Origin of the sequence: Clostridium sp. OM05-5BH, from assembly GCF_003481505.1 — a bacterium.
Taxonomy (GTDB): Bacteria; Bacillota; Clostridia; order Lachnospirales; family Lachnospiraceae; genus Otoolea; species Otoolea fessa.
This window is the reverse complement of record NZ_QULJ01000002.1, coordinates 302,464-317,191: the sequence shown is the minus strand read 5'-3', so window position 1 is coordinate 317,191 and position 14,728 is coordinate 302,464. Positions and strand designations below refer to the sequence as shown.

The window sequence follows — 14,728 nt, the reverse complement described above, 5'->3', positions numbered from 1 at the left end:
CTTATTATATTATTGAGACTTTTTCTCGTTTATTATTGAGTCAGCATCATCCACCCCCAATACACAACCCCTAATCCCCACGAACTCAGAATCCCATACAGGATCACCGGACCCGCGATTGTAAATATTTTGCATCCGACACCAAACACCTGTCCTTCCGCCTTGTATTCCAGCGCCGGGGATGCAACTGAATTGGCGAATCCGGTGATCGGAACCAGCACACCAGCTCCAAAAACACGAGCCAGCCTCTGGAATACATTTGCCCCTGTCAGGATAACGCTGAGCAGAATCAGTCCCAGCATCGTCCAGAGCGCCGCCGTTTTCTCCTCCATGCCTGTCTGAACCAGACAATTTGTGCTGATCTGCGCCGCCAGGCAGATCAGCCCGCCGGAAATGCCCGCCATCAACACATTTTTCCATGTACTGTGGACGGGCGTAACCGATTTGACATATGCTTCATATTGATCTTTTCTGGCTTCCATGGTTTCTCCTCTCTTCTACTGTCTTCCAATTCCATGTAAGAAATAATACAGCGAACCCGCACATTTCCCCGCCGCAATCGCGAGAATCAGATATGGCAGCCCCACTGCCAGACGCAGGCGGCGGCTCAGCACCGGCAGGGCTTTCAATGTCTCTGCCAGCGACATGACGAGGCAGCCCACAAAAATACCACAGGAAAGTCCCGCAGCCGCTAGAAGCAGCTGTCCGGAGACATTTCCAAGCATCACCAGAAATCCAGCACCAGCTCCCGTTCTGCCACCGCCTTCTGCTGCCTTCTGCCACAACTCTGCCTCCGTCATTGCCGCTGGCCACGCTATTCTCAGAAAACTCCCGGTCAGCTGTTTCACTTTCTCTGTAAATAAATCCACCACATTTCCAAACAATCCTCCCAGCGCGATAATCGTCTCATACAAGAAGATTTTCCCCTTCGACGCCGTCGCCGTCTTTCCAATCAGGCGCGGATAAACGCCGATGACCACCAGAAAGGCGTAGACTCCCGCTGCCACCGTGCTTCCCGCCGCCAGCCCCGCCAGCAAAAGCAGCGCTTCTTTAAGAAACATCGATGTCATCCTCCTTCCGCTCCTCGTTCTGAATCAGCGTTTTATTGACATTTTCCTCATACAGGCGCATTTCTACCTCCAGCGGCGTCGGATCGAGACTGAATTTCCACGAAGTAAAATGGTTAAAAAACAGCAAAATCCCCACCGGAAGCCCGATCGAATAACCGACCTCCAACGCCGTTGTTCCGTCCGACGCCTGCCCCGTCGTGATCTCATATATTTTCCTGAATACATCCAGCACGTTTGCATCGTTGTTGAATGTCATGATTGCAAATGCCGCCCCGAAAAAGCAAATCAGGCAGACGAACAGTGTCTTGCACCACTGCCAGACAAGCGCCTGACGGCGCGGCGGCTGATAATGAATGACATAGTCCGTCTCCCCCAGATTCTGCACCGATGTCCCCGGAATTTCCCGTTCAATCTGCTGGATAATCTCCATGACGTTTCCAACCAGACGGCTTTCGCGCTGTTTCCCGCCGCCGCGGATCCTCTTCACGATCATCGCACGGCAGCGGCTTTCCACGCTTTTTTCACTGCAATAAACCTCTCCCAGGCTTGCAAGCGGTACATTTTTCTCATGTACCTGCGTGATCTGGCTGAGTTTCAGATAGACCGTCTGTGTCATAATGCTGCCTTCTCCGTCTGTGCCTCCGGTCTCAAAAATGCCTCCGCGCTGTCCCCGGAATGCTGTACGAAGGTTCCGTCAATGTAGACGCTGTCCCGCCCCACTGCCATCAGACAGAGACAGAGCGCTGCTACAATCAGAATCATGCATCCGACCCAGACACAGATTCCCATCTTTTTTTTCATTGTCACTTTCACATTTCCCGTCATTTTTTTCCATCCTTCCTGTGTATTCTGGAAACTCTAAAAGTTCCTGCATCCAGTAGTATGGCTGTCTTTCAATGGAGTATGCACATTCATATATTCTGAATTATGAGCCTGTCTTTTTTTCTCATGTTTCTTCCAGCTTTGCGCGCATCTGCCCTAATATTTTCCGCTCGATCCGCGACACCTGTACTTGTGAAATGCCGAGCTGCGCCGCGATCTGAGTCTGTGTCTGATCATAAAAATAGTGCCGCACAATGATCTCCCGCTGCCGTCCATTGAGCATTTTCAGCAAATCTCCCAAAAGCATCCGGTCAAGCAGAACCTCATTCTCCGCTGTCTCCCCAGCAATCCGGTCCTGAAGCAGAAGGCCAGTTTCTTCCCCGGCGCTGGCTGGTGCAGAGAGCGATTCAACCGGACTGTCCGCCGCCATCGATGCGGCTGCTTCCTCACAGCTCACTCCAATCTGCGCCGCCAGCTCTTCCAGCGTCGGCTCCCGCCCAAGCGCCGTGCAGAGCGCATCCCGCGCTGCCCGGAGCCGCTGGTTTTGCTCTTTGATGGAACGGCTGACCTTGATGATCCCGTCATCCCGGAGAAAACGTTTGATCTCCCCCGCAATCATCGGCACCGCATACGTCGAAAAACGCACCTCATATGATAGGTCAAACTTATCAATCGCCTTCAACAGCCCGATACTTCCGATCTGAAATAAGTCCTCCGTCTCACACCCCCGCCCCGCAAAGCGGCGGACGATGCTCCATACAAGTCCCAGATTGTCCTTTACCAGCGCCTCCCGCGCCGTCTTATCGCCCTGGTGTGCCCGTTTGATTTGCTCGATGGTTTTATCCATAGGACTCTGCCGTTTCTTTTTCTTCCTGCTCTTTATTCATATATCCCCTTCCAATTTGCTTTTTCATCGTCACACACGTTCCGCAGCCCACCTTGGACTCCACCTCGACCTCATCCATAAACGCTTCCATAAACGAAAAGCCCATCCCTGAGCGCTCGCCGGTCGTGTCTGTCGTATACATCGGCTCCATCGCCTTTTCCACATCCAGGATTCCTTTTCCCTCATCCCGGACCGAAATTATCAGTTCTTCTCCCTCAATCCGCGCTTCTATGTAAATAATTCCGATTTCATCGCTATACCCATGAATCACCGCATTTGTCACTGCCTCCGAGACCGCCGTTTTCACATCCTCCAGCTCCTCCATCGTCGGATTCATCCGGCTCATAAAGACTGCCGCTGTGACACGGGCAAACTCCTCGTTCGATGAATGGCTGTCTATCTCCAGGTGCATCCACGTGCCATTCTTCTCTGCTTGTCTCTGTTCATTCTGTTTAAATTTTCTGTATTCTTCTGAATCTTTTATTTTTTTAAGTTTTCCTTTCACTTCCGTTTCTGATACAGATATATCATCCGCATACATATTCATCTCTCCTTTAATGTCTCCCATCCAGTGCCTCCTCTCTCGTCCGGTACGACTGCACCAAACGATACACGCCGCCGATCCGCAAAATCCGGCGCATCCGCTCGCCTGCCCCGTACACCGCCACCGTGCCGCTGCTACCCTCCATCTGCTTATACCGGTTGAGAATTACACCGATCCCGGAACTATCCATAAATTCCGTCCCCGAAAAATCAAAAATAATCCGGTTAATATAATTTTCCGCCAGAAGCAGGTCTGTTTCATATTTGAGTGTCAGGCAGTTATGATGATCTACCTCCTTCGGCAGATGAATCACCAGCGCCGAATCGATCGCTTCGTATGTAAACATATTTCGTTCCATATCAGGATTCCCCCTTTTTCGATTTTTTATGCAGCCTTTTCCTATAGGCCTAAAAGAATGTGCCTTGGCACATTCGGGCGTCTCGCGCGGTCGCTTGCAGCATGTTTCTGCTTCGCGCGAGTGCGCATCCTCACGGAGCGTTTTTTGTTTCATAGGACATGATTTCCTAGGAAAGCAAAAAGCACCGTAAAGTTTTTATCTTTACAGTGCTTTTCTTCTTAATTATCTGCCGTATTATATTTGTACTTACTGCGCCGCCTGCGTCTCCGCTCCGCTGCCTGCTGCCGTTTCATCCGCCGCAGTCTCTCCCTGACTGATGATGGACTGACCTGGAACTGCAGCCTGCTGGTTATCCGGCGCAAGCTCGGCGAGCTGCTGTCTTGCCTTGTCCGCCTGCTCGGAATCCGCATACTGGGTCACAATCTGCGTAAACATTTCGACCGCCTTGTCTGTCTCGCCCTGTGCCCGGTAAATCATACCCATGCTGAAGATAACCTTCGGGTTTGCCGGACGGATCGCCAGACAGGTCTGGTAATCTGCCAGTGCTTCCGCCATACGGCCTGCCGACCACATCGTGTATGCCAGATCCTCCAGCGTCTGGTAGCCGTTTGTCTCGATGTCCTGCTTTACCCCGTTGGCAATGGAAACGACCGTCTCGTCCGTAAATAACGACGGATCAAAGCCCTCATAATAGGTAACCGCCTCTGCCAGGTTATTGTTGCGGTATGCCTGCAGCATTTTGACGAGCTTCGCATACTGGTTCAGAACGCTGTCATTGCTGTTGAGCATCGTATCCAGCTTGTTCTCCGCCTCTTCTTTGTCCTTTTTCGAGGTCTCAATGCTCTCATTTAAACTGTCAATCTCTTCATTTTTCTGATTGAGCTGCTCGTTGTACTGGAGCATTTCCTGCGTATGTGCATTATTTTCCTGCTTAATCTTGGCTGGCATCACCAGGAAAAAGATAACTGCCGCGCCCAAAAGCAGTCCCGCGCCGATATTGAGCACTGACTGCAGTCCCGTATTCTCCTTGTACGTCGGCGGCATAATGACATCATCATCCTGCATCTGACGGTGGGAAAATGCGTTTTTCAGCTTTCTCCGCTCGATATCCGCCTTGCCGGTATGTTCTTTAACAATCTCCATATACCAGTTCGCCTTGGGATTGTTTTTATCAATCTTGAGTACCTTATACAGGGATTTGCCCGCTTTCGTATAATCCTCATGACTAATATGCAAAAGAGCCAACAGAAGATGTGCTTTTACAAATCTCGGATTAGCTTCTACAACTCTTGTAAGCTGTAAGGTCGCCAGATCGTCGCTTCCGGTCTGCGCCTGCAGAAGCGCCTGATTATATTTCTGAATCGTCGCGCTCGCCTGATCCAGACGATCCTGCTTGCGCTGAATCTGGTCTAAATAATAATCAGCCCGGTTATCCTGCTCCCTAAAGTTCATGCTGATAACCCACTGCACCAGCGCCTCCGACACCTCACCCATCTCATAATAGATAAGTCCGAGAAGATTTCTGGCATCAATATGATACTTGTTCAGGTTCAGGCATTTTTTCAGATACTCGACCGCCCCTGTTAAATCCCGTCTCTTTGCCCGTTCCAGCCCGGCATTGTAAAAGCTGTTGGAAATCAGGCGAATTTTTCTTGTTCGATCCATCATGTCCGCCTATTCCTTCATATGTTTTAAAAGTTCCATCATAATATCCGACATATCTGTCAGGTCACTCTTCACGATCGCCTCGCCGACCTCCTCGACCTCCAGACTCGGTTTAAAATGTTCGATTTCTTCCTCGAAATTGATTGTCATTCCTTCGCCACTCATGTTTTTCCTCCAGAGTTTCTTCCTTTTATTACATGGATATACATTCCCGCTAATCTTACACCATTCTGGCGGTGCTGTCAAATCCAGTTCGGGAAATCTTTTTCTCCAGCTCTCCGATTAAATACAAGGAACCCACACAGAAGCAGGTATCCTCCGGACGTTTTTCCTGAACCAGTGTCTGATAAGCTGTTTTTACATCTGGTATACTTTGAACCTCACAGCCATCTGCCACCCGGTGTGCTGCTTTTTCCATCGCCTCCATCGAAAGTGCCCGCGATGTATATAAATGAGTCAGCACCAATCGATCCGGCTTCAGTTTCCGCATCAGTGTTTCCAGCATCGATTCATAATTTTTATCTGAAACGGCTGCAAACAGCAGAAAAATCCGACCATCTTTCCCGGACTCTTCTCTTCTGCGCGCTGCCACCTCTGCCGCCGCGCCCGCAAATGCACGGATTCCGCCCTCATTGTGCGCGCCATCCAGATAAACTCCGTCCTCGATCTCCTCCATGCGTCCGCGCCATACCGCATTCCGGATGCCCACTGCCGCTGTCTCCCCATCCACTGCAAGAAGCTGCGCCGCCTGGTAAGCGATGCAGGCGTTGACTGCCTGATATTCCGCTTCGAAGGGAATAAACAGACGCTGGCTTTTCTCTTTTATCATCAGGCTCATCCCGCCATGTCCCCGCCGAAGATCCGTATACACTTCCGGGCTGATCGGATATGCCGGACAGGCAAGTTCCGACGCCCGATTTCTGATAACTGCCGAAGCCGCCGCATCCGTATCATCGTACACCACCGGCACATTTTTTTTCAAGATTCCCGCCTTTTCGCCCGCGATCTGTGTCACCGTGCCGCCCAGGTATTCCATATGGTCAAGGCTGATTGAAGTGATGACCGTAAGCGCTGGATGCTCGATGCAGTTCGTTGCATCCAGCCGTCCGCCAAGCCCCGTTTCCAGAATCACATACTCCGGCTTTTTCCGGCGCACCATCCACATGAACATCAAAAACAGATATTCAAAATACGTCGGATGCCCCAGTCCTTCCTGCTCAAAATGAACATATGATGCCTTAACCGCCTCAAATGCCTCCAGGAACAGTGCATCGTCTGCTTCCTGTCCATCAAAGGAAAAACGCTCCGTCACGCGTACCAGATGAGGAGACGTAAACCGCGCCGTCTGCTTCCCGGCTTTCTGCAAAATCGCATCGAGAAACGAGCAGACCGACCCTTTTCCATTCGTTCCGGCCACATGTACGATTCTTTCCTCCTGCGGCAATGCATTCAGATATGAAAGCATCCTGCGAAGTCCCTCCGCTGTATGTTTTTCACTGGTAAATTTCGGTATCTCATTCAGATATGCATCTGCCGCTTCTACCGTCCATTCTTCTTGTCTCATGGCGTGAAATATCCTTTCCTGGCAAACGGAAGCGGCAGTACGAACTCTGCCGTCTGCCGCCTTATCTTTTGTATGTTATTATTTTATATCATTTGCGGAGATCATGCAAGTGGTTATATGGAATAAAGACTGTACCGTTACTGTTCACAGATAGGGATTTTCTGAACTGAAATTTCCGTACGACACAGTTCTGATTGCAGATTTTGCCAATTTAAAAAGTGAAGCATCGGCAAAATCCAAGGTATTTCCAATTATACAAGAAACCCCTCTTGATAATCAAGAGGGGTTCCACTCATCAGCTCCCTGCCGGACTTGAACCGGCGACCTACGCATTACGAACGAGAAGAAAAGTCTTTCCATGCTCTGTAAAAAGTCTTGAAACCATTGATTTATAAGGGTTTTTCGAATCCTATTTTCTCTACTTTTTCATAACTTTTGGGGACTTTTTACGATTTCAGTCCCCAAACAGTCCCTAAGAAACATCACTCTACCAGATGCAGCGCGGCGCGCTCGGTGCTGCTTGTCCATGTCCTCTGAAAGCGTTCCACGCCATTTCCTCGCAGTCCATCGCCGTATATTTCTTCGTACTCTGGCAGGAACCGCGCCAGGCGCTCCCGATAGTCCCAGCTCCGCAGCCGCCGTAACGCTTTATTCTGCCTTGTCCGCGCCTCTGTTGCTGTCAGACCGCATAACTGCCCTGCCTGTTCCAGTGTGGCGCTATATTGGTACCTCGCCCGGATGATCGCCGCCTGCTTCGGCTCCAGCTCATCCACACACGCCCACACCTCCCGGCTGCATTCCTCGCGCTGGATCCGCTCTATTACATCCTCTTCCAGACTTTCAGCAGATGCAACCAGTTCGCCCGCTGTGGCATCCTCTGAACCATCGCGCCCTGTTACAGGTGCTTCCAGACTTCGCAGATTCATCATACAGGCGTTTTCCCGAAGTCCCTCGACCTGTTCAAGGGTAAGACCCATAAAGCGGCAAATCTCGGCATCTGACGCATCACAACCATGTTTTCTGTAATATTCGGCTTGATATTTCTGCATCTTCTGAATCTGTTCCAGGCAATGCACCGGGAGCCGCACACAACCGCCGCTGTTCTGCAGATAGCGCCGCATTGCCTGCCGGATCCAAGGTGCTGCATAGGTAAGGAACTTACAGCCTGCATCCGGATCGAAGTTGTCTATAGCCGGATACAATGCAAGATAGCCTTCTTGCTCTAAATCTTCCATTTCTCCGCTGTCCCGATACTGCCAGGCAATCGACCGAATAAAGTTTTTTACCTGTCCATACAGAAGCGCCATGTTGTTTCCCACATCCTCCCCGGACTGGATCCGGATCACAAGTTCCTCGTTCGTCATGTCCTTACCCCTCTTTGTTATTTATCCCATTTTCCTGCAATCCAGCGCCCCAGCCAAACCCCAAGTACGATCGCAAGCACCTTCAGAATCTCATCCACTCTCTTTTCCTCCTTTCATCCGGCGATCAACGTATTCTTTCCCGTACTCTTCCACCGCGTAATCATAGCCGTAAATATTCAGCTCTACATCAAACATATCTTCTATTTCGCAGCGCTGCAGGCGATTAAATCTCCTTTCAAGGCTTTCTATCCTATCCATTGCCCTCTCCTTCCTCGCTCTCTCTGATAAGCCGTTCAAGCTCATCAATCCGGCGTTTTTGTTCGTCTGTGCGAATGGATGACAGAACCGCATTACAGCCAACTATGATTGTATTTCCGGTCTTGCTGTCCATTTCTCCGTTCGCGACCATGTTGATTACCCGTGATATAGTCCGGCGCACCTCCGTTGCACTGTTTGTCCGTAATCTTATTTTTCCCATCTACCACCTCACATAAAAAAAGCGCCCCGAACAATCCAACAGGAAAGCCCGAAGCGCTCTTTTATTATTCCGGCTGTGCCTGATAATAAATAGCCTTTGTTTTATTATCCAGCACAAACGCATCATAGACGATACGCCCCTCTACCAGATCGCCACTGATTCCCGGCGGATCCTGGTGGATTTTATAGTCAGCCAGTTTGGTTGGTGCTACCGTCGCGGATGGATGAGCCAGCATGAAACCGAAGTGTTCCGGAAGTCTTACCGCCGGCACCTTGATCACGTTCGTGCCGTCAAGGTTGGCAATTACGCCGCGGATCCTTAAATCGTTCCCGATCTCCGTTTCCATTGTGATATCCTTGCAACGCTTCATAAGCTGGTACACTTCCGGGCTGACAACAAGCTGTCTGTCAGTCTCCGGCACTTCCTCATCATCCAGCGCCTTGCTCGCTTTCAGAATCTCCGTATAGATATTTTCAGCGGTAAGCGCTACCGCATCCGGTTTATTGCCCGCTTTCGTTGCCATCGCTTTATAGGTGTATGCGTCCACTTCCGGAATCACTACCTCACGGAGCTGTCTGGCAAGTGCCTTTGCCGCTGTGAGCTGCTGATTTGTTTCGTCCTCATCCAGTTTATCAATCGTGAATGTGAACGAACGATCTCTTGTCATTTCAAAACTTTCTGTAGTGGCGTCAAGATCTTTTGCTGTTCCGTATCTGGATGCCGCATAGTCAGAAACCGGATGGCGGACATAATCGTTCATTTCCGCGGTACTGATTTTATAAATTTTGACAATGCGGGCACCTACGAAATCAAAGTCCTGGTTCGTAAGCAGTGAAATTTTACTTTCTGCCTTAAATTTTTCGTCCGTATACGGGGCGAACTTTGTTACTAAATCAATCGACATTCATTAACTCCTTTCAGTCTAAGCCGAAAGCCTTTCGAATATCCGCCTCCTCGCCATCTTTGAGAGCGCCCGGAGTAACGCCCACCACCCGCGGGATCGGTGCTGCGTTCGGCGCCTGGATCTGCATCGCTGCCAGTTTCCCGACATTCTCCATGAACGTTTCAGCGTTTGATGTATCAAGGATATCTAACAATTCTTTCGGATATCCTGTTTCCGTCAGCTTTTCAGCACATTTCATTCTATTTTCTCGCCGGGTAAGATCCAATTCTCTTTCCTCGATAGTCTGCCCGGTGCCTCTTCTTTCTCTCGCTAATCTGTCCTGAACGATTCTATTCACTTCTTCCTGTGTGAACGTCTTCGGTTCTGTGCTATCCCCCGCTGTCTGCTGGGTGTTGTTTCCCTCTGTCTGAGTGTTAGTGTTATTTTCCATTCCATTTCCTTTCCCGTTTTACGCCCGGTGGGCTATTTTAAGCAAACAAAAAGGCGCAGAAACAACTTCGTTCATTTCTGAACTAAGCTATTCCCGCGCCATTCTATCAAAGGCTTCCACAGTTTGGAGAGTAAACAGGCACACACATTTTTTCTGTGGGGTACTATCAATGTTTTGTTTGCTATGTCTATTATACCATAATAGGGGGATATATTCAAGAAAACCATTGATTTTACAAAGGATTCCGGCTGTTTTTCAAGCCATTTCAAAGAAAAAACAGGGGATAAGCTGCTTTTTTTCAAGTGCCTATCCCCTGCCAAAATCTTATTCCATTGTCACATATGCCTTTAAGAATCTGCCGTCCTGTTTCCTAGCCACCTTTAAATTCTTCACATTCGGCGCCAGCCTTTCAAGGACTTTCTGCAGCTCTTCCGGCCGCTCATACGATATTTTTATCTTTATCACGTTTTTCCTCCTTTTCCGTCGCGCTTTCCGACTCTATTTCACGAAGCAGAACGCCAGCGCAAACAGAAAATTAATAAACAACGATGCTTTCAGGAACTCCCATGTCATTCTTTCATTCATTCCTATACCTCCAAGGGTGTCGCGTTTCGCTACGTCCCGCACTGTCGCAGCGGTCAGCGGTTCAGTCTGATTAAATCTATGTAAAGTCGTCTGTACTTTCGGACATTTTTGTCTAAAAGCTGTTTCGCTTTCCAAATCTGGAAAGCAGCTTGAAATGTCGGAAAATCCGACTTTAAAAAAAGCAGTTCGTTATTGAGTTTCTAAACTCCGCCGCTTTCGCCTCGCCCGTTCTTCCCGGACTCCATGCACAAAACCTAAATTGTAAAATAAACTTGCATCAAAGGCATTACAAAAGCGCCCGTTTTTATTCGTCCATCTTTTCCGCATTGCCTCGTACAAATCCCCCAGTTCTGTCCCCTTTATGAATACCACGTTTTGATACTGTGAAATATTTACATCCCGTTCTATACGCGTTCTATACGCTGCTTTCTGCCGCTTCCTTGACATCCTATCCACCCGATCCAGATACCGAAGCAACGCGCGAATCTTTTCGCTTCCATGTTCCGCCACCTCGCGGCGCTGCCAATATTCCAGCGAAAAATACATCTGTATCAATTCGGCAAGCTTTCCCGCCTGCGCCATATCCGCAGTTATAAGCAGCGTATTTCTCTTGTCATAAATAATAAATTTCCCGGTTTTGTCTATAATTTTCACATTCATTCTCTTGTCCTTTCCGCCGGGCTGTGATATTATACTTTAAATGGTCTTTTCACAGCTCCGGCTGTAAGCCTTGCCCTTATGGATGCCCCACATCCTAAGGGCTTTTTTTATTTTACTTTTTCAATCGTTCGTACAAAGCCGCCCGCTTCCGCTGATACCCTTCGGAGTCCGTATAGCCGGTGTTCTTCTTTACTGTCTGGCCGTCACTGATGCAAGGCGTTATAGCTGAATCCGCCGCCTTATCTTCCAGCTTCTCCGGCTCTGCTGAACGCTGCAGAGCTTCCAGCGCTGCCTTTGGTATCGCCTGCCGTGCCTGTTCCCGTGCTAAAAGAATCTTGTAATCATTCATAAAGTCCCTGCGGGCGAATGCTTCGGCACCCGGATCCTCCGCCTTTCCCCAGGTAAGCAACAGACCGAACGGAACTGTTTTCCGGGTCAGCTCCGGAAGAGCGTTGTAATCTTCCTGTGTTGCCACACTTGCCCGGCAAACAATCTTTTTCCATACTTCGCCCCATGCTTCTGCTGCCAGCTCGTCCAGGTTGCCTATATTTCCCCGGATTCTGGCAATAATCTGCCCCGGCTTTGGCTCATACTGATGATTTTCTGACATATACGCCCGAATACCGGCTTGCACCTGCTCAAAGGTATAATCTTGAAGAATATCCCGGTAAATGGCCGCTTTCTGCTCTATCTCTTCCGGTGTAGAATCTCGGTAACTCTCTTTGTAAGCCGTCTGAAAGAGTCCGATAATTTTAAAAGCCTGTTCCCGTGTAATCATTTTCACCACCTCCACTTATCTGTTTCTGTATGTAATCGAACGCATTAAAAGCCGCCCCTTTCTGGCTGCTTCCTCTCTGGTAACTGCCGCCCTTGTCCTGTTCCCTTTTAAGCCAATTAGTGATAAAACGCACTACCCCGTTTCGGGTTTTTCGCCTTGTCGGGTTTGCATCCGCCCACGCTTCCATGTTCCGGATCTCCTGTTCCACATCCACAGCCGGATAGGATTCTTTCCAGAAATTCAGCTTTTCAAGCGGGATTTCATAAAAGCTCTTATCAAGCAAGATAATCTTGTAGCCACTTGGAACCGGTTCTACTTCTACAGTTTCCACCTTTTCCGGCTCCGTTTTTTCTGTATCCATCTTGGATACAGGCGATAGCTCCGAGCAAACATATATATTATCCTTATCTATATTATCCTTATCTAACTCTATACTATCTTTACCTACCCTATCCTTACCTATACTATCCTGTGGATCCAAGCTGGACACAGGATGTATACAAGTTGGATCCAAGCGGTATACATAGTTATCATTTTGCAATAACGCCGCTTCTTCCTTGTGTACCGTTTTCCTGTATCTATCCGCCTGAATATAGTTGTTTTGTTTCCAATGCACCAAAACCACAATCCCACTTTCAAACGGAATAATAAACCCACGTGACGCAAGGATCTGTAAATCTCCCTCACTGCATCCAATACTTCTTTGCACCTTTTTCGGGGATGCTACAAAGCCGTCATCGTCAGCCTCCATCCCCAAGTGAAAATACAACGCCTGTGATGTCAACGGCATATTCAAAAATTTATCCGTTTCAACCACATCTTTCGAAAACATTCGTCTATTTGCCATCGTTCGCCCTTTCTCCTGCTGCCTGCTCCGGCTCTTCGCCGTTCAACTGACTTTCAGACAGGTAATATTCATAGCCGCCCGCATCTTCCAGTATGTAGCCGCCTGCTGCCAGCTTCCAGAAGCGTACAGCATCCAGCGTATCATTCGGCAGATTCGCAAAGCGACTTTTCATGAGCCACTGACGGAGCGCCGCCCGCCGTGCTGTTATCTGCTCCGCTGTCATTTGTACCGCCTTGAAGTCTAAACGGCCTTGTTTCTTCACACGCAGCGCCATAAGATCAACTATCTGCATCTTACCGCCTCCGCTCCGTTCTGAACACGCCCAAGCGCTCCATTTCGTAGTGAATGCTGTTTAGCTTCTGCAAAAACATCCTGGAAGCACGTTCTAAATCGCCCTCATTCCCGGACAGAAGCGGCACAACCTCCCACAGCCAACAATAAGCCGCTTTCAAGTCCTCTTTCCGCTGCTCCGTCCCTGTGATGCCTGGATCGCGCGTCTTAACGTTGCACACAATGCTTTCCGGCGATACTTCAGGAGCGCCCGCCCAAGCTCCAACAATGTTCACAGCCTGGCAGAAGTCCCGCATCTGGTTATATTCCGGGCAATCCTCAACCTTTCCACATTCGATATACTGCCGCCGGAACTCCGGTATAAGCCATGATTCCGCAGATTGCCACATTTTCTCATAGAGCTGTTCATTCATAGCCTCGCCCCCTTACTGTCTCGGATCGCCGTTGTTAAGGTATTCAACCAGCTTTTCAAAGTTAATCAGATACCGGCATCCCGCCGTGATATACACGATTTTCTTTTCTAAGCACAAGCACCGCAGCCGGTTATAGGAAATACCGGTTTTTTCAGATGCTTCTTTGATGGTAACCATCGTTGGTACTGTCATAGTTCTGTTTTCTCCTTTCTGATGCCCTCTGTGCATCCCAGACGCCCCAGCCCGGATCGTCTTGTTAATCTTCGATAATTTCGGTTACATCCACGCCCAGAGCGCGGGCAATAGTGTCCGCCGTCCTTTTGCTGCAGCTTTTTCCGCCTTTTACTGCCGTTATAGTACTCCTTGACAAACCTGACTTTTTTGCTAAATCAATTAGTTTCAAATCTGCATCCATCAATGCAATGACAAATTTTTTTCTATCAATTCTCGCCATTTTTTCTCTCCTTTCTCAATCATTTGCTTTAATTAAAACACAATCATCTGCTTTAGTCAAGTCATTTTATCAATCTTTTGCTTTCTTTTTTGTTTTCATCATGTTATTATTAATTTATCCCAAAACAGGCAGGAGGTTTATGTAATGACATTCGGCGATACTCTCCGCGATTTAAGACAGCAACGAGGCATGACCCAAAAGGAACTCGGAAATACACTAGGGGTTTCAGCGCAGATGATTGCACAATACGAAAACGGGAAACGAAAGCCAAAACTAGGAACATTGCAGCAAATAGCCGCTAGTTTAAATGTACCTACCGACTATTTTATAAATAGATATGACGGCTTTCAGCTCACAGATGTTGAATTAAATAATAGAACAAGAGGCTCTTTTGAAAATTTACTCACGTTGTATAGAAATGCTCGAGACAACCTAAAAGAAGAGGTTATTTTTTTAACTGCAGAAATACAAGACTTAGACGAGCGTATCGAAAAACTTGAAAAAAAGCTTCGAGAAAAACCAGATACAACCGATCCGGATCACAAATAAAGCTGACTGAACGAATCGTTCTGCACTTTCTCTGTTTGTCCCAGACGCCCCAGCCCGGCAGGAACA

General features: G+C 48.6%; 24 protein-coding genes. 1 reads left to right on the top strand and 23 read right to left on the bottom strand.

Going from position 1 to position 14,728, the window contains the following annotated elements; genetic code table 11:
* Positions 1 to 32: 32 nt before the first annotated feature.
* The 23 genes from DXB70_RS03950 to DXB70_RS03855 form a co-directional block, all read right to left on the bottom strand.
* Complete coding sequence (locus DXB70_RS03950) at positions 33 to 482, bottom strand: SpoVA/SpoVAEb family sporulation membrane protein (protein WP_107000055.1); 450 nt, start codon at positions 480 to 482, stop codon at positions 33 to 35.
* Between the two features lie 15 nt (positions 483 to 497).
* Positions 498 to 1,061 carry a stage V sporulation protein AB gene (locus DXB70_RS03945; RefSeq protein ID WP_118468783.1) on the bottom strand — a complete coding sequence of 188 codons (564 nt, stop codon included), beginning with the start codon at positions 1,059 to 1,061 and terminating at the stop codon, positions 498 to 500.
* The gene (locus DXB70_RS03940; protein ID WP_117795710.1) at positions 1,051 to 1,686 is read right to left on the bottom strand and encodes a stage V sporulation protein AA; all 636 of its coding nucleotides are present in this window, start codon (positions 1,684 to 1,686) and stop codon (positions 1,051 to 1,053) included. The genes DXB70_RS03945 and DXB70_RS03940 overlap by 11 nt, the downstream gene beginning before the upstream one ends.
* A complete protein-coding gene (locus DXB70_RS03935; protein ID WP_107000057.1) occupies positions 1,683 to 1,895 on the bottom strand; it encodes a hypothetical protein in 213 nt (70 codons plus the stop codon). Before DXB70_RS03935 ends, DXB70_RS03940 begins: the two co-directional genes overlap by 4 nt.
* A 121-nt stretch (positions 1,896 to 2,016) precedes the next feature.
* Positions 2,017 to 2,739: a SigB/SigF/SigG family RNA polymerase sigma factor gene (locus DXB70_RS03930; protein WP_107000058.1), complete on the bottom strand. Its 723-nt coding sequence runs from the start codon at positions 2,737 to 2,739 to the stop codon at positions 2,017 to 2,019.
* Positions 2,732 to 3,190, bottom strand: a complete 459-nt coding sequence (gene spoIIAB, locus DXB70_RS03925) for an anti-sigma F factor (protein WP_182429178.1) — start codon at positions 3,188 to 3,190, stop codon at positions 2,732 to 2,734. The genes DXB70_RS03930 and spoIIAB overlap by 8 nt, the downstream gene beginning before the upstream one ends.
* A 142-nt stretch (positions 3,191 to 3,332) precedes the next feature.
* Positions 3,333 to 3,680: an anti-sigma factor antagonist gene (locus DXB70_RS03920; protein ID WP_022358681.1), complete on the bottom strand. Its 348-nt coding sequence runs from the start codon at positions 3,678 to 3,680 to the stop codon at positions 3,333 to 3,335.
* A 246-nt stretch (positions 3,681 to 3,926) separates the two neighbouring features.
* The gene (locus tag DXB70_RS03915) at positions 3,927 to 5,348 is read right to left on the bottom strand and encodes a tetratricopeptide repeat protein (RefSeq protein WP_243099898.1); all 1,422 of its coding nucleotides are present in this window, start codon (positions 5,346 to 5,348) and stop codon (positions 3,927 to 3,929) included.
* Between the two features lie 6 nt (positions 5,349 to 5,354).
* Positions 5,355 to 5,510 (bottom strand): hypothetical protein, encoded by a 156-nt coding sequence (locus tag DXB70_RS14110; RefSeq protein ID WP_022358683.1) that lies wholly within the window; start codon positions 5,508 to 5,510, stop codon positions 5,355 to 5,357.
* A gap of 55 nt (positions 5,511 to 5,565) precedes the next feature.
* Positions 5,566 to 6,909, bottom strand: a complete 1,344-nt coding sequence (locus DXB70_RS03910; protein WP_118672689.1) for a Mur ligase family protein — start codon at positions 6,907 to 6,909, stop codon at positions 5,566 to 5,568.
* Between the two features lie 482 nt (positions 6,910 to 7,391).
* A complete protein-coding gene (locus DXB70_RS03905; RefSeq protein WP_118672688.1) occupies positions 7,392 to 8,273 on the bottom strand; it encodes a sigma-70 family RNA polymerase sigma factor in 882 nt (293 codons plus the stop codon).
* 90 nt (positions 8,274 to 8,363) lie between these two features.
* Positions 8,364 to 8,531 (bottom strand): hypothetical protein, encoded by a 168-nt coding sequence (locus tag DXB70_RS14105; RefSeq protein WP_181357150.1) that lies wholly within the window; start codon positions 8,529 to 8,531, stop codon positions 8,364 to 8,366.
* Positions 8,524 to 8,751, bottom strand: coding sequence for a hypothetical protein (locus DXB70_RS03900; protein ID WP_107000061.1), 228 nt, complete (start codon positions 8,749 to 8,751; stop codon positions 8,524 to 8,526). Before DXB70_RS03900 ends, DXB70_RS14105 begins: the two co-directional genes overlap by 8 nt.
* A gap of 64 nt (positions 8,752 to 8,815) precedes the next feature.
* On the bottom strand, positions 8,816 to 9,655 hold the full coding sequence (locus DXB70_RS03895) for a hypothetical protein (protein ID WP_118672687.1): 840 nt from the start codon (positions 9,653 to 9,655) through the stop codon (positions 8,816 to 8,818).
* Between the two features lie 13 nt (positions 9,656 to 9,668).
* A complete protein-coding gene (locus tag DXB70_RS03890) occupies positions 9,669 to 10,085 on the bottom strand; it encodes a hypothetical protein (RefSeq protein WP_118672686.1) in 417 nt (138 codons plus the stop codon).
* A gap of 324 nt (positions 10,086 to 10,409) precedes the next feature.
* Positions 10,410 to 10,550 carry a hypothetical protein gene (locus DXB70_RS14100; RefSeq protein ID WP_182427331.1) on the bottom strand — a complete coding sequence of 47 codons (141 nt, stop codon included), beginning with the start codon at positions 10,548 to 10,550 and terminating at the stop codon, positions 10,410 to 10,412.
* Between the two features lie 309 nt (positions 10,551 to 10,859).
* Complete coding sequence (locus tag DXB70_RS03885; RefSeq protein WP_147354036.1) at positions 10,860 to 11,324, bottom strand: hypothetical protein; 465 nt, start codon at positions 11,322 to 11,324, stop codon at positions 10,860 to 10,862.
* 118 nt (positions 11,325 to 11,442) lie between these two features.
* Positions 11,443 to 12,108 (bottom strand): replicative helicase loader/inhibitor, encoded by a 666-nt coding sequence (locus DXB70_RS03880; protein ID WP_118672684.1) that lies wholly within the window; start codon positions 12,106 to 12,108, stop codon positions 11,443 to 11,445.
* Complete coding sequence (locus tag DXB70_RS14095; RefSeq protein WP_182448410.1) at positions 12,083 to 12,955, bottom strand: hypothetical protein; 873 nt, start codon at positions 12,953 to 12,955, stop codon at positions 12,083 to 12,085. The genes DXB70_RS03880 and DXB70_RS14095 overlap by 26 nt, the downstream gene beginning before the upstream one ends.
* Positions 12,945 to 13,247 (bottom strand): hypothetical protein, encoded by a 303-nt coding sequence (locus tag DXB70_RS03870; RefSeq protein WP_118672683.1) that lies wholly within the window; start codon positions 13,245 to 13,247, stop codon positions 12,945 to 12,947. The genes DXB70_RS14095 and DXB70_RS03870 overlap by 11 nt, the downstream gene beginning before the upstream one ends.
* 1 nt (position 13,248) lies before the next feature.
* Positions 13,249 to 13,659 carry a hypothetical protein gene (locus tag DXB70_RS03865; RefSeq protein ID WP_118672682.1) on the bottom strand — a complete coding sequence of 137 codons (411 nt, stop codon included), beginning with the start codon at positions 13,657 to 13,659 and terminating at the stop codon, positions 13,249 to 13,251.
* A 12-nt stretch (positions 13,660 to 13,671) separates the two neighbouring features.
* Positions 13,672 to 13,851 carry a helix-turn-helix domain-containing protein gene (locus tag DXB70_RS03860; RefSeq protein WP_233430162.1) on the bottom strand — a complete coding sequence of 60 codons (180 nt, stop codon included), beginning with the start codon at positions 13,849 to 13,851 and terminating at the stop codon, positions 13,672 to 13,674.
* A 64-nt stretch (positions 13,852 to 13,915) separates the two neighbouring features.
* Positions 13,916 to 14,113 carry a helix-turn-helix transcriptional regulator gene (locus DXB70_RS03855; RefSeq protein ID WP_107000069.1) on the bottom strand — a complete coding sequence of 66 codons (198 nt, stop codon included), beginning with the start codon at positions 14,111 to 14,113 and terminating at the stop codon, positions 13,916 to 13,918.
* A 144-nt stretch (positions 14,114 to 14,257) separates the two neighbouring features.
* On the opposite strand from DXB70_RS03855, the gene DXB70_RS03850 reads away from it, so the two are divergent.
* The gene (locus DXB70_RS03850) at positions 14,258 to 14,662 is read left to right on the top strand and encodes a helix-turn-helix transcriptional regulator (RefSeq protein ID WP_107000070.1); all 405 of its coding nucleotides are present in this window, start codon (positions 14,258 to 14,260) and stop codon (positions 14,660 to 14,662) included.
* Positions 14,663 to 14,728 lie beyond the last annotated feature (66 nt).

What these genes read in the sequence shown, in the direction of transcription:
- DXB70_RS03950 (WP_107000055.1), bottom strand. Translation starts at nt 482, where the DNA reads ATGGAAGCCAGAAAAGATCAATATGAAGCATATGTCAAATCGGTTACG.
- DXB70_RS03945 (WP_118468783.1), bottom strand. Translation starts at nt 1,061, where the DNA reads ATGTTTCTTAAAGAAGCGCTGCTTTTGCTGGCGGGGCTGGCGGCGGGA.
- DXB70_RS03940 (WP_117795710.1), bottom strand. Translation starts at nt 1,686, where the DNA reads ATGACACAGACGGTCTATCTGAAACTCAGCCAGATCACGCAGGTACAT.
- DXB70_RS03935 (WP_107000057.1), bottom strand. Translation starts at nt 1,895, where the DNA reads ATGACGGGAAATGTGAAAGTGACAATGAAAAAAAAGATGGGAATCTGT.
- DXB70_RS03930 (WP_107000058.1), bottom strand. Translation starts at nt 2,739, where the DNA reads ATGGATAAAACCATCGAGCAAATCAAACGGGCACACCAGGGCGATAAG.
- spoIIAB (WP_182429178.1), bottom strand. Translation starts at nt 3,190, where the DNA reads ATGCACCTGGAGATAGACAGCCATTCATCGAACGAGGAGTTTGCCCGT.
- DXB70_RS03920 (WP_022358681.1), bottom strand. Translation starts at nt 3,680, where the DNA reads ATGGAACGAAATATGTTTACATACGAAGCGATCGATTCGGCGCTGGTG.
- DXB70_RS03915 (WP_243099898.1), bottom strand. Translation starts at nt 5,348, where the DNA reads ATGATGGATCGAACAAGAAAAATTCGCCTGATTTCCAACAGCTTTTAC.
- DXB70_RS14110 (WP_022358683.1), bottom strand. Translation starts at nt 5,510, where the DNA reads ATGAGTGGCGAAGGAATGACAATCAATTTCGAGGAAGAAATCGAACAT.
- DXB70_RS03910 (WP_118672689.1), bottom strand. Translation starts at nt 6,909, where the DNA reads ATGAGACAAGAAGAATGGACGGTAGAAGCGGCAGATGCATATCTGAAT.
- DXB70_RS03905 (WP_118672688.1), bottom strand. Translation starts at nt 8,273, where the DNA reads ATGACGAACGAGGAACTTGTGATCCGGATCCAGTCCGGGGAGGATGTG.
- DXB70_RS14105 (WP_181357150.1), bottom strand. Translation starts at nt 8,531, where the DNA reads ATGGATAGGATAGAAAGCCTTGAAAGGAGATTTAATCGCCTGCAGCGC.
- DXB70_RS03900 (WP_107000061.1), bottom strand. Translation starts at nt 8,751, where the DNA reads ATGGGAAAAATAAGATTACGGACAAACAGTGCAACGGAGGTGCGCCGG.
- DXB70_RS03895 (WP_118672687.1), bottom strand. Translation starts at nt 9,655, where the DNA reads ATGTCGATTGATTTAGTAACAAAGTTCGCCCCGTATACGGACGAAAAA.
- DXB70_RS03890 (WP_118672686.1), bottom strand. Translation starts at nt 10,085, where the DNA reads ATGGAAAATAACACTAACACTCAGACAGAGGGAAACAACACCCAGCAG.
- DXB70_RS03880 (WP_118672684.1), bottom strand. Translation starts at nt 12,108, where the DNA reads ATGATTACACGGGAACAGGCTTTTAAAATTATCGGACTCTTTCAGACG.
- DXB70_RS14095 (WP_182448410.1), bottom strand. Translation starts at nt 12,955, where the DNA reads ATGGCAAATAGACGAATGTTTTCGAAAGATGTGGTTGAAACGGATAAA.
- DXB70_RS03870 (WP_118672683.1), bottom strand. Translation starts at nt 13,247, where the DNA reads ATGCAGATAGTTGATCTTATGGCGCTGCGTGTGAAGAAACAAGGCCGT.
- DXB70_RS03865 (WP_118672682.1), bottom strand. Translation starts at nt 13,659, where the DNA reads ATGAATGAACAGCTCTATGAGAAAATGTGGCAATCTGCGGAATCATGG.
- DXB70_RS03860 (WP_233430162.1), bottom strand. Translation starts at nt 13,851, where the DNA reads ATGACAGTACCAACGATGGTTACCATCAAAGAAGCATCTGAAAAAACC.
- DXB70_RS03855 (WP_107000069.1), bottom strand. Translation starts at nt 14,113, where the DNA reads ATGGCGAGAATTGATAGAAAAAAATTTGTCATTGCATTGATGGATGCA.
- DXB70_RS03850 (WP_107000070.1), top strand. Translation starts at nt 14,258, where the DNA reads ATGACATTCGGCGATACTCTCCGCGATTTAAGACAGCAACGAGGCATG.